At 42.4% G+C, this 11754-nt stretch carries 12 protein-coding genes; 9 read left to right on the top strand and 3 right to left on the bottom strand.

Going from position 1 to position 11754, the window contains the following annotated elements:
* The 3 genes from AACQ17_RS01035 to AACQ17_RS01025 form a co-directional block, all read left to right on the top strand.
* Positions 1 to 821: IS3-like element ISVch4 family transposase (locus AACQ17_RS01035; protein WP_094167772.1), on the top strand; the 821-nt coding region annotated here is incomplete at its 5' end.
* Positions 818 to 1729 carry a hypothetical protein gene (locus AACQ17_RS01030; protein WP_240507711.1) on the top strand — a complete coding sequence of 304 codons (912 nt, stop codon included), beginning with the start codon at positions 818 to 820 and terminating at the stop codon, positions 1727 to 1729. The genes AACQ17_RS01035 and AACQ17_RS01030, both read left to right, overlap by 4 nt.
* 667 nt (positions 1730 to 2396) lie before the next feature.
* Entirely contained in the window at positions 2397 to 3284 is an 888-nt protein-coding gene (locus AACQ17_RS01025; protein WP_026028487.1) for a LysR family transcriptional regulator, read from the top strand.
* Between the two features lie 43 nt (positions 3285 to 3327).
* Here AACQ17_RS01025 and AACQ17_RS01020 read toward each other — a convergent pair whose 3' ends face one another.
* Positions 3328 to 6018 carry a bifunctional acetate--CoA ligase family protein/GNAT family N-acetyltransferase gene (locus tag AACQ17_RS01020; RefSeq protein ID WP_094167771.1) on the bottom strand — a complete coding sequence of 897 codons (2691 nt, stop codon included), beginning with the start codon at positions 6016 to 6018 and terminating at the stop codon, positions 3328 to 3330.
* A gap of 219 nt (positions 6019 to 6237) precedes the next feature.
* On the opposite strand from AACQ17_RS01020, the gene AACQ17_RS01015 reads away from it, so the two are divergent.
* Both AACQ17_RS01015 and AACQ17_RS01010 read left to right on the top strand, forming a co-directional pair.
* Positions 6238 to 6819, top strand: coding sequence for an SPOR domain-containing protein (locus AACQ17_RS01015; RefSeq protein WP_013867790.1), 582 nt, complete (start codon positions 6238 to 6240; stop codon positions 6817 to 6819).
* Positions 6820 to 6990: 171 nt separating this feature from the next.
* Positions 6991 to 7995, top strand: a complete 1005-nt coding sequence (locus tag AACQ17_RS01010; protein WP_019281216.1) for a D-alanine--D-alanine ligase — start codon at positions 6991 to 6993, stop codon at positions 7993 to 7995.
* Here AACQ17_RS01010 and AACQ17_RS01005 read toward each other — a convergent pair.
* Entirely contained in the window at positions 7979 to 8938 is a 960-nt protein-coding gene (locus tag AACQ17_RS01005) for a tyrosine-type recombinase/integrase (RefSeq protein WP_094167770.1), read from the bottom strand. The two genes, AACQ17_RS01010 and AACQ17_RS01005, sit on opposite strands and share 17 nt — an antisense overlap.
* Before the next feature lie 102 nt (positions 8939 to 9040).
* On the opposite strand from AACQ17_RS01005, the gene AACQ17_RS01000 reads away from it, so the two are divergent.
* Both AACQ17_RS01000 and yciH read left to right on the top strand, forming a co-directional pair.
* The gene (locus AACQ17_RS01000; protein WP_013867787.1) at positions 9041 to 9412 is read left to right on the top strand and encodes a DUF3319 domain-containing protein; all 372 of its coding nucleotides are present in this window, start codon (positions 9041 to 9043) and stop codon (positions 9410 to 9412) included.
* Positions 9413 to 9419: 7 nt separating this feature from the next.
* On the top strand, positions 9420 to 9731 hold the full coding sequence (gene yciH, locus AACQ17_RS00995; protein ID WP_094146972.1) for a stress response translation initiation inhibitor YciH: 312 nt from the start codon (positions 9420 to 9422) through the stop codon (positions 9729 to 9731).
* Between the two features lie 86 nt (positions 9732 to 9817).
* Here the strand turns inward: yciH and AACQ17_RS00990 are convergent, their stop codons facing one another.
* Positions 9818 to 10186, bottom strand: a complete 369-nt coding sequence (locus AACQ17_RS00990) for a DUF3693 domain-containing protein (RefSeq protein ID WP_094146971.1) — start codon at positions 10184 to 10186, stop codon at positions 9818 to 9820.
* A gap of 121 nt (positions 10187 to 10307) precedes the next feature.
* On the opposite strand from AACQ17_RS00990, the gene AACQ17_RS00985 reads away from it, so the two are divergent.
* Together AACQ17_RS00985 and AACQ17_RS00980 are read left to right on the top strand one after the other, a co-directional pair.
* Positions 10308 to 10505: a hypothetical protein gene (locus tag AACQ17_RS00985; protein ID WP_094146970.1), complete on the top strand. Its 198-nt coding sequence runs from the start codon at positions 10308 to 10310 to the stop codon at positions 10503 to 10505.
* Positions 10502 to 11754, top strand: a 1253-nt coding sequence (locus AACQ17_RS00980) for a replication initiation factor domain-containing protein (protein WP_240507710.1), incomplete at its 3' end; no start/stop codon positions are given. The genes AACQ17_RS00985 and AACQ17_RS00980, both read left to right, overlap by 4 nt.

Here is an 11754-nt window from a genome sequence, read left to right as displayed (position 1 = left end):
TCTTCAATGTTCATCGAAGTAGTTATAACTATTGGCTTAAACGCCCAGCGTTAATTAATGCGGAAACAATAAAGCTGCGCAGCTTGATTAGCGAGGCTTACGCCGCAAGCAATGGCTCTGCGGGAGCGAGAACCATTGCAGATATAGTCACAAATCAGGGTGTAAAGCTGAGCCGATACCGAGCAACAAAGCTAATGAGAACTCTTGGTTTAGTGAGCTGCCAAGAACCAAAGCATCGTTACAGAAAGGCTTCACAAGAACATATTGACGTTCCAAATCACTTAAGTCGTCAATTTGCTGTTGCGGCTCCAAATGAAGTCTGGGCTGGCGATGTTACGTATATTTGGACAGGTAATCGGTGGATGTATTTAGCGGTCGTTATCGATCTTTTTGCCCGCAAAGTGATCGGTTGGTCAATGTCTTTGTCGCCTGATAGTCGGTTGACAGGTAAAGCGCTGTCTATGGCCTATGAATCTCGCGGAAAGCCAAAAGGTGTCATGTTCCATAGCGATCAAGGCAGTCATTATACTAGCCGTAAATACCGTCAATTACTGTGGCGCTTTCAAATAAAACAGAGTTTATCTCGCCGAGGAAACTGTTGGGATAATGCGCCGATAGAGCGCTTCTTTAGAAGTCTGAAGACGGAATGGGTGCCAACTGTGGGCTATCGTAGCTTCGCTGAGGCTCAACAAGAGATCACCCGCTACATTATCGGATATTACTGCCAACTCAGGCCACATCAGTATAACGGTGGTCTAACTCCCAATGAATCAGAACGATTATATTGGGAAAACTCTAAAACCGTGGCCAATTTTAGTTGACCACTACAGCTGGTATCGAAGCATGTAGTGCTCAACTTGAAGCGATACAGCAGCAAGCTATGGGCTTAGGTGTATTTGTAGATTCCATGGAAGCGATGTGGGAAGACATATCAAAAACATCACCATTAACAGGGTATGCGTTAGAAGACGCTTTTCAACTAGTGCTTATGGATGTATTGATCCACATTGACGATTACAATTTAACTGCGGATGAAAAAGATGCCCTTCAACGTTTTATGGAATGTGGTGGTTCAGGGATGCATGGTTCTCATGAAAACTATGATCAATATGAATTTGTTGCTGACCTTCCTGGACTTTTTAACAAAATTCATGCCCAGGCACCCAAGGACAGTTTTGCTTATACAATTACTGATTCTATGAAAAATAATTCTGGTTGCCCCGGGGCTTTAGTAACGCAATTTCAGAATAATTGGGGTACTGCTAGTGAATGGTATTCTAACTGGACTAATGGCATAGGCGATGTCTCTCCAATTATGCGTATGGCATTACTCTCTAGTGTGCTGACTGATTCATCTGTGGAAATCTCCAGCGACGAATATAATATGTTTCTTACTGGTAGCCTGTCTGATATTGATACCTTTATGAACGAAAAGTACGGTAAAAATACCATTGAATACATTAACGAGGATCTTGCTATGTGGAACTATTACTTCGATCCTAGTGAGAATCCAGTTATCGGTTTTGGTATGAATTTCCATTCTTCTAGTGGAATGCAGGTAGACTACTTCACTGCATTATCAGAGAATTTACCTTCTCGACCTCTCACCGACGAGGAGCTGAAAGAAGTCAACCGCATCGGTGATCAGGTAAGAATGCTGCAAGAGACTCTCAAATATTGGTTGCAAATTTGCCGAGACGAGCTAGTGGCCATTGCACGTAACATCTAGTTCAGAACGGTCAATTAGGTCGGTCGAAATAAAAATGGGTTGTGGCATCTGAAACACATATACATATTCAAGCATTCAAGCATTCAAGCATTCAAGAGGGACTGCCAACGCGTGGCGGCTTTAGTGCAAGTGTTTACAGTGGGTTTTTGAGTTCGGCGGTGCGTTGTTAAACACCGCTGTAGCTTCAAGTAGGAAGAGAATATAACAATCTAGAGTTACGGATGTGATGAAAATTACCATTTTCTGTATTCACGCTCTTTTTGAACTGAGTCGCTAAAAACGTTAGCAATACGTTAAAAGCTGTCTATATTTTTCCAGTCTGCTAGAATCGCGTTGTTTATATTTTAGCCTTTAATTTTACACACTTATCGAGGTTTTACATGGAGCTTGGATTAATCATCGTTTTTATCGTGGCTGCAGCGGTCATGGTTAAGAAAGAGATGTCAGAAAATAAGAAATAGACTCACACATTGATAACTTTTCTACCCCTTTTTAAATGAATGTGTCTCAAAGCCAGTATTAAACTGGCTTTGTTATTTCTACGATTTTTGGTTCCAAACCAGTTCTCCTCGTCTATTTTCCATCCCGTCAGAGATACCACAACGATGATAAATAAGGCATACTCGTTATTGCATACTCACTGCAATTTCACCAAAGGATGTCCATTTTGCAAAGTCCAATTACCTTAGAAGCGCTTCATATTTTAGATGCGATTGATAGACGAGGCAGCTTTGCTGCGGCGGCAAATGAGCTAAGCCGTGCACCATCATCGCTGAGTTATCAGATCCAAAAATTGGAACAAGATTTAGATATCACTATTTTTGACCGTTCAGGGCATAAAGCGACGTTTACTGAAGCCGGCTTGCTCATTCTTGAGCGGGGTAGAGCCATTTTATCGGCGACAGAAAAATTGGTGAATGACGCAACCTTGTTAGCGAATGGTTGGGAACTGGATTTGACGGTCGCATTTGACGGTATTATCCCTATTCATAATTTTTTCCCAATGGTTGAAGCGTTAGGTAATGTCAGTAAAACACGAATCCGTCTTCAAGAAGAAATTTTAGCGGGGTGTTGGGAGTCACTTTCAACCGATCGAGCCGATTTGCTGATTTGCCCACGTATCGATACGTTACCACAAGATGTAAAAGCAGAAACCATAGGAACTATGTCAATGGTTTGGGTAGCGGCCAGCTCGCATTACGTGCACAAACGAAGCGGTGCATTTGATGAAGAAGCAAGGCAAAAGTATCGAGTGATTGCGATTGCCGATACCGCGCGTGACCAGCCTGCAATGAGCGTGAATATTTTGCAAAAACAACCGCGTCTGACGGTAACTAATTTCAGCGCAAAATGTGCCGCGTTAGTGGAAGGGTTAGGTATTGGCACATTACCGAAACAGATAGCAGAGCCACTGATCGCCTCAGGTAAACTGAAAGCAATCAGCGGATCTGAAGATAAATCGATGCAGATCATTATGGCATGGCGGCGTAATAAAATGGGCGAAGCAAAGTCGTGGTGTGTGCAATACCTCAAGAAAAACTGGGTGCTAAGTTAAAATTTTGGGCGGATCGCAGTGATCAAATCTGATCGCTACGGCTTTATTCTGGTTTATTTAAGATCAAAACCATATCTGCCGTCCCATCTTCGAAATGCACTTCAATCTCAAAACCTAATTTTTGCGCTAGAGTCAACATGCCTCGATTGGTTGGCATGGTCATGCCGGAAATTTGTAAGGTTCCTTTCAAGCGACAATAGTCGATGATTTTTTGCAGCAAGATTTTACCCAAACCTTTTCCTTTTAAATCAGAACGGATCAAGATGGCGAACTCAGCATCGCTATTCTCAGGGTTAATTAGTGCCCGTGAAACGCCAATAATACTCTCTTGATCATTGGTATGATCCACTGCGACAAAAGCCATCTCTCGGTCATAGTCAATTTGAGTGAAATTGGCTAAGGCTTCATGGTTAAACTCGCCGACATCCGAAAAAAAGCGTTTGTACAAATCTTCTTTTGATACGTTACGGATAAACTCTGCATGATACGGCTCATCCTCCGGCAAGATTGGGCGTAAGGTAATGGCCGAGTTGTCCTTTAGGATCACATTTTCTTCAAACTCACTTGGATAGGGGCGGATAGCTAATCTACTTTGTCCGTCGCCTTGGTAATCTTTTAGGACTAAGTTGGCATCCAATATGGTGAATTGATTGCCATTGGCTAAAACCGGGTGAATATCTAATTCATCTATTTGTGGACATTCAATAATCATCTGCGAGATACGAACTAAAAACTCAGATAACCCATCAATATTCATTGGCTCTGGTAGTTTTTGCAGCCGAATTTTCCCGCTGCGTATTGCTCTGACAATCAGATAACGAGCGAGCGTCATATTCAGTGGGGGTAGTGCGGCGGCGGCATCGATTGATTCATCCCATTCTGAACCACCTTGTCCCAGTAAAATGACCGGGCCAAAGGTTGTATCAGTAATCACTTTGATCCTGAGCTCTTCGCCGCCAGCGAGCTTTGCCATTGCCTGAACCAATAATCCATGAATATTAGCGGAAGGATACGAGATCTGCGTGCGATCCAATATCGCTTGCGCTGCGCTTGCCACTTCGTGGCAGTTGCGTAGATTGAGCATCACGCCTTGCACATCTGATTTATGCGCAATATCGGGCGAACGCAATTTCACCACGACTGGGTAACCAATTTGCTCGGCAATATGTACCGCTTCACTGGCATCAGAAGCTATCCAAGTTGGTAATACATTAAAATTAAAATATTTAAATAACTTACCTATTTGGTGTGTATCAAGGTGACGGGTAGGGTGTATGCCTAGTTGCTCCGCTATCCATTGCTGCGCGCTGTGTATTTCTGATACATGGACGGGTTCTGCGGTCGTCGGCGTTTCCATTAGTTGTTTTTGATTTCGACGGTACTCGACTAAGTGCATGAATGCCACCACTGCACTTTCTGGCGTTCGATAGGTTGGGATGCCCGCTTGGGTAAATATTTGTCTAGCCGGGCGCGCGGTAAGTTCTCCTGACCAATTGGTTAGGATGTTAAAACGTTTATGGCGAGGGTGCGCTTTAATGGCATCGACCACCGCTTGAGCGGTTTGTTCAGACTGCGCAATCGCAGATGGGCTGTGCATAATGAGAATGGCATCGGTTTTATCACTATCTAGCAGCACATTTAGTGTATTAACGTAGCGAGTATGATCCGCATCACCCACCATATCGACCGGATTACTGTGAGACCAACTTTTAGGCAGGCACTGATTTAGTTTTTGATAAGTAGACTCTTCAAGATCGGCAAGTTTTCCGCCTCGATCTAACAAGGTATCGACGGCCATAATAGCTGGCCCGCCACCATTGGTAATAATAGCAAGACGTTCACCTCGTAATGGAACGGAGTGAGTGAGTGTCTCAACAGCGGCAAAGAGTTCATGGGTATTATTCACCCGTAACATACCCGTGCGTTGAATTGCGGAGTCATAAATAATGTCGAGTGTATTGTCTCCACCAGTATGTGCTTGCGCCGCTTTACGTCCAGCAAGCGTTCTTCCTCCTTTTAATACTAAGATTCGCCGGTTACGTGACGCGGCACGCGCTGCCGACATAAAACGGCGAGCATCCTTAATCGTATCAACATAAAGCAAAATGGCTTGGGTGTGTCTATCCGTGCTCAGGCAATCAAGCAAGTCAGAGAAATCGATGTCGCTGGCATTACCAAGAGAAATAAATGCTGAAAATCCGATCTCTTTGTCATTTGCCCAATCTAAAATCGTGGTACAAACCGCTGCAGATTGTGAAATAAAGGCAATGTTACCTTTTAAGGCTGTGACAGGAGAAAACGAAGCGTTGAAATTTAACCAAGGTAGGATCAGCCCTAAGCTATTGGGGCCCAAAATGCGCATTCCTACCGATTTTGCAATGCTAGAACATTGGGCTTGGATTTCGACTCCTTGAGCATCTTCAGTATACATATCAGATGAAAGTACGATGACGGAGCTGATGCCTTTATCTGCCAATTGCTTAAATAAGGTGACGTTGCGTGTTGCGTGCGTGCATAAAATCGCAATATCAGGGACGATAGGCAGAGATGCGATACTTTTGTAGGCCAATACGCCACAGACGGATGGATAATAAGGCGTGACAGGCATAATCGCACCATCGAAGCCTCCTTGAAGTAGGTTCTTCATCACGATATTGCCAGCACGAAGCGAGCGTACTGATGCACCAACAACCGCGATCGATTTTGGTTTCAGGAATGGATTTAAATTGTTCATGTTGATGAACCTTTCACTCACAAATTACCGTTAGCTTAGCGAACAAATGCTATCCTTGTTCACTATATTGGTTTGATTGTGATCATTACGTCGTGAAACAACTGCGACTTTGTGCCATAAATCACAGTACAAGGGTATATAATCACAAAGCGAGCTTGATTCTGAGCGTCGCTATCGGCATGATTTATAGTAATTTCTACTTAAGGCGTTGAACAATTCATGAAAAAAATCACAATTGTCGGTTTATCAGTGCTTCTGGCTGCCTGTGCATCTGATACATACATTACCGATGTCACCTCTGAAAGCCATCGTGAAGAGTACAAAGTTGCTCCGGTTCAGCAACCAGTAGTCGCTCAAGAAGGCATGGCTACTGGAATTTCTGAGAGCAATGTCGAAACGAATGTGGTGAAGATGTCTCCTAACGATACAGAGAAAAAAGTCGTTAAGATGAGCCCTCAAAGCAAAGCCGCAGTAGCGCTCATTCCACCGACAGCTAAACAGACGGCAATGAATCCGCGTTTTGGCTACACCATTCAGGTCGTTGCTGTTGGATCACAGAATAAAGTTGATCAGTTTGCCAGTAAACTGCCCAATTCTGACGGCCAACCTATTTGGGAAAATTATAAAGTAGTGAATGGAACCAAGTGGTACACCGTACTTTATGGTGACTACGCAACTCGAGCCGATGCTGTTGAAGCAATTAAAACACTGCCAACCGAGTTTCAAGCAATGAAACCTTTTGCCAAAAGTATTGATACCATCAAAAATTCGGAATTTCCGACACTCAATAAGTTGAACTGATTCTGGATTTTATCGCGAATAAATGATCAAAGGGGCTTATGCCCCTTTATTGCTTATAACTTAGCCTGTTACAACAGTAAAAAGGTTTTCCTTGGCTAAAACCGTGTAACTTCACACTGAATTGATTATCATGCTTTATAGTTTATTCGTCAGCAGCATGGACAGATTTTAATGACTCAAACAACAATTCTATTATTATGTGGTGGCGGTTCGTCAGAACATGAAGTTTCACTTGTGTCAGCCAACTATTTACAAGCACAACTTGAAAAAACAGAAGGTTTTCAAGTTATTCGCGTCGAAATGCGACCCGATGGTTGGTACAGTGAAAAGGGCGATCTGAGTTTCTTAGATACGAATGCTGCAACATTGAATACCAATGGTGTCGCCGTCAATATCGATTTTGTGGTTCCTTGCATTCATGGTTATCCAGGGGAAACGGGCGACATTCAATCGATGCTCGAGCTGGCTGGCATCCCATATTTAGGTTGTGGTCCAGAAGCCAGTGCTAACAGCTTTAATAAAATTACATCTAAGCTTTGGTACGATGCGCTGGGTATTCCTAATACACCTTATCTTTTTCTTTCAGAAAATAATGCACAAGCGCATCAGCAGTGTAAGCAAGCTCTGGAAAAATGGGGAAGTGTGTTTATTAAAGCGGCGAGGCAAGGTTCATCTGTTGGTTGTTACAAAGTCACCGAGGTTTCCCAGCTCAACAGCGCAATCGATGCGGCTTTTAGCTACTCGGAACAAGTTCTGGTTGAAAAAGCAGTGAAACCTAGGGAATTAGAAGTTGCCGCTTATCAGCTTGATGGTGTTTTATATCTTTCTAAGCCGGGTGAGATCATCGCACCAGAAGACGCATTTTATACTTATGAAGAAAAATACAGTGCGGCTAGCCATTCGATGACTGAAGTACAAGCTCAGAATTTAACCAGAGATCAATTAGAAATGATAAGTGATTGTGCTGCTAGGGTTTTTACCCACATGAAGCTTAGGCACCTTGCACGTATTGATTTCTTTTTAACCCCAGAGGGAAACATTTATCTTAATGAAGTTAACACCTTCCCTGGCATGACTCCCATTTCAATGTTTCCTAAAATGTTAGAGCATAATGGGCATAGGTTTCATGAATTTCTAGCCAATTGCGTGACAACGTCACTCAATCAAAAGGTTTAATGACCTTAAATTTCATCTGTTCACTTTCTGCAATGTCGAGTTTACCAATGTATTGAGCTGGCATTGCAGGGCTTAACCATCGTCCAAATTGCTGAATATCTTGAGTTTTATAACCTTGTTTAGCCAGTTCTTGGGCCGCACCAACACGGGTTGATTGGCCTGAAAACCTCAATTCAAATATGCCTAAACGTTGCCCTGCATGACGTAAGATACGGAAAATAGATGCATCATTTAAAGATCTATTTGAAATATTGCCATGGCGATCGATTGAACAAAACACAATGTTCGACTCTTTATTGAGTAATTGTAGCCACTTTTTAAGTGCAAGAGAGGCCGATTCAGAAAGATAATAATCGACATTTCCCACGATGATCTTCATTTGCCCATCCACAGTTAAGACTTGTCCTGTACTTAGTTTTTTAAGCTCACTTCGTTTCAAAGCACACTCAAACATCACATAATAGATTGCAAGATCGCGGATATCCTTTTTGTTAGGTGAATGAATAAGTTGTATATCTAGTGCTAATAAATGTTTTTTCGTTAACGGTGTCGCTTGCTTAGCATCATCACCTTTCTCTCCTTTAAGACGAAACAAAGAAAGTTGAGTGAGTCGGTTTTGCGTGGGGTCTTTCATCGAAAGTAGGTGATGGATGATACCAATGGTGACCATGTAACGCCTGATAGTCGTGTATTTTCTCACACGAGCTTCCGTTTCGATAAATTGCCTAACAGCTGTTGTTGAGCCAGGAAGAGGAGTAACACATCTTATTTTGCAAAATGTAACAAAATGATTCCAATCTTTAGTCATGGCCAAAGCGGAGTTCTTCGAATATTGCCAATGTGTCAAATGTTGAAATTGTTCAAAGCAAACTGTGTCGGAAAATTCGGTAACCTTTTGTTTTAAAATCATAGGATCTGTGATGAGAGGGATGTTTTTTTTCATCTTGATACACTATAACAATATGGTTTATCGATAAATATACTTGATAACGGTGAAGATACAATTATTATTTAACTAACCTATAATTAAAAAGACCAATAACATATGGCTATAGCGACGTATCGAGGATTTACCCTTACATCTGCGCCTAACTCTACAGATATATGGCAAGTTAAGATCAAAAACCATGTTTTGACTGGTAACCTTGCGGCAGTTAAAAAAAGCATAGACTGGTGGTGTGATACTGCCTCTATCATTGATCCTAGAGAGTTCAGTGCGGTAGGTAAGAAGAGAGAAGCTCCAAATGGTAAACAAGAGCAATTTGGCGGCTTTACACTGAAGAATGATACAGGTGAGCTCAATGGGTGGTATTGCTTTTTCAATGGTCGCTTAATCAAAGGTTCAAAAGTGGCTATTCAAAAACATATCGAAGCTTATTTGCTTGCAAAACAGAAAGCAGAACAATTAAAGAAGTAAATGATTTATGACACTTGTATATTCTACGGATTTAGGCCGTATCAAAGCTGAGCCTGAAGTTATAGAACGCCCTAAAGGAGATGGAGTGGTTAGAATCCATCGTCAAACAAAAGGGCGAAAAGGGAAAGGCGTGAGTATCGTGACCGGCTTGGATTTAGATGATACTGCACTAAAGCTATTCGCGGCAGAAATCAAGAAAAGTTGTGGGTGTGGTGGCTCAGTAAAAGATGGTGAAATAGAGATCCAGGGTGATGCTCGAGACAAAATTAAAGCTTATTTAGAAAAGAAAGGTTTCAGAGTTAAACTAGCCGGAAATTAACGTATTAATAACTATAAAGTGAAAGTGAGAGAAGGTAACTTATTGATTTATGGTTACTCATGAACCTAGGAAGTAAACCAATCAATTTAACATAAGATACATAATGCGCACTGTAATACTGCTTCTTTAGGCGTGCTAATCGCTAACGCCAATGCTCCGCAACCCATTGATATTGTTCTTAATCCTAGCCCGTTGTGCTTTTTTGCTATGTGTTCCCATAGCTGTTTTATTCTTGGGTTTTCGTTCCTGTCTGCATGACATCCGAGCAATGCCAGCTCTGGGTCTATTCCTGCTTGTTCCGCTAAAAAAACTGCTTCTTCATCAGATATATAGCGTGCACCTCTGCGCATTTCACCGATTCTCTGCCTTGGTAGGTTCAAGTCGTGCGCAATCTGCTTGTCTTGTATGTAGTTTTTAGCCTTTTTATAGGCATCTAACAGCTGACTTTGATACATGGCAAATCCTCCTGTAACTTCAATCTTAGCTTAATAAGCATGATTTTTCGTGCTTAACGAGCACGATTAATTGTGCCTATAATCCACCCAATTCGATTTTCCACCGTTTGGGTTTTGTATCATGGCTGCTGAAAAAATCTACTACGACTTAATGCCTGACAACTCCGTATCTGTCTACATTTCCGGCGAATGGGATTATTTCAGCTCTTACACTGGCCTTGTTAACTATCTCAACGCTCAAGGCTTGTACTACAAGCTGGTTGATATCACAAACACCACACTGACCGAGCGTCTGGCTATCATGGGGATTGAATCATGAAATTCGCCTGTATGGACTGTGGTACTAACTACGAATCTCCGGTCAATTGCTGCTGTCCTGACTGCCGCTCAGGTATGCTTTATCAGCTTAATATGGACAACGTTCAGGTCTTCGGGAAAAAGTCACAAGGTCACAAAGTACAATCTGACTATGTGTATCGCCCTAAAAAATCCGGCCTACGCCCTGAGTTTGTTAACCATACCGTTAACGAATACACCTTTATCGAGGACTACGAGCAATCACCTGTGATTATCGATTACCTCTGTTTTACCGTTAAATTGGCTGACCTGCGCCACTGCAAAAAAGACGCGCCCTACTCTGGTATTCACTTTCCTGAGGCTCCTAAGTTCTCACAACATCATGCGAAAACGATTGATGATATTGAGGCTTATAACCGCTACTTCCGTGAAGTGACAATGGATTACCTGCAAGAAACGTTAAGACGTTTTATTCAATACGTGCTTGGTTTTAACTACGGCTCACCACGTGGTAAAGGCTTCCAGTTCTACGAGGATTCGTTTGTTTTAACTTCCGAATATGGCGATGACTATTGCGGCCAAGTTGGATTCGGCGGAAATCGCGATACTGTGCATTTTCAGATTACAGGCCACGGCTGCAAGCATCTGTTTGCTAATCGCTCTTGTCGTTTCTTGCATCATTGGATTTCAACGGTTTTATGTTGTAAGCAACTCTCGCGTATTGATTTAGCCTTTGATGATTACGATGGTTTACATACTTGTGAGGCTGCGGAAAACGTTTCGCGTCTCGGTGGCTTTAAGCGTTCTCGTGGCTTCAGTCCTAAAGTCTCCAATGGCGATGAGTGGGATTGGGACGAAAACGGCAATAAAATATTTTCTCGTGAAGAGCGCAATTTTGGCTCTCGTCAGTCGCTCGTATATTGGCGCGTTTATAACAAGAAATTAGAACGTAATATTACGGCTGAGGATTTTTCGTGGTATCGCTCTGAGGTTGAATTAAAGAAATGGGACACGGATATATTATTAAACCCTGTCGGTGGCTTTGTTGCATTAAATGCTTATGCCGCCTCTTTACTCTCAAATACCGTTGAGCCTGTAATAACAAAAACTAAATCTAGAAAGCGCGTTGCTTGTGATGTATTAGCAGCGTCTTATTGGGCTAAGCGACAATATGGCCGCTTAGTTAATTCTTTACTTGAACTTTATCAGGGCGACTTTGAAAAAGTTGTCACCACCTTGGTTAGAGACGATACGGTTTTATTGTATCCCTC

The sequence above is a fragment of the Vibrio sp. V10_P2A27P122 genome, from assembly GCF_963874335.1.
In the GTDB taxonomy this organism is placed as follows: domain Bacteria; phylum Pseudomonadota; class Gammaproteobacteria; order Enterobacterales; family Vibrionaceae; genus Vibrio; species Vibrio anguillarum.
The sequence above is the reverse complement of the archived record's forward strand: the minus strand, read 5'-3'. Positions and strand labels throughout refer to the sequence as shown.

Coding starts and splice junctions, on each gene's coding strand:
- AACQ17_RS01020 (WP_094167771.1), bottom strand. CDS start 6,018: ATGAACAATTTAAATCCATTCCTGAAACCAAAATCGATCGCGGTTGTT.
- AACQ17_RS01015 (WP_013867790.1), top strand. CDS start 6,238: ATGAAAAAAATCACAATTGTCGGTTTATCAGTGCTTCTGGCTGCCTGT.
- AACQ17_RS01010 (WP_019281216.1), top strand. CDS start 6,991: ATGACTCAAACAACAATTCTATTATTATGTGGTGGCGGTTCGTCAGAA.
- AACQ17_RS01005 (WP_094167770.1), bottom strand. CDS start 8,938: ATGAAAAAAAACATCCCTCTCATCACAGATCCTATGATTTTAAAACAA.
- AACQ17_RS01000 (WP_013867787.1), top strand. CDS start 9,041: ATGGCTATAGCGACGTATCGAGGATTTACCCTTACATCTGCGCCTAAC.
- yciH (WP_094146972.1), top strand. CDS start 9,420: ATGACACTTGTATATTCTACGGATTTAGGCCGTATCAAAGCTGAGCCT.
- AACQ17_RS00990 (WP_094146971.1), bottom strand. CDS start 10,186: ATGTATCAAAGTCAGCTGTTAGATGCCTATAAAAAGGCTAAAAACTAC.
- AACQ17_RS00985 (WP_094146970.1), top strand. CDS start 10,308: ATGGCTGCTGAAAAAATCTACTACGACTTAATGCCTGACAACTCCGTA.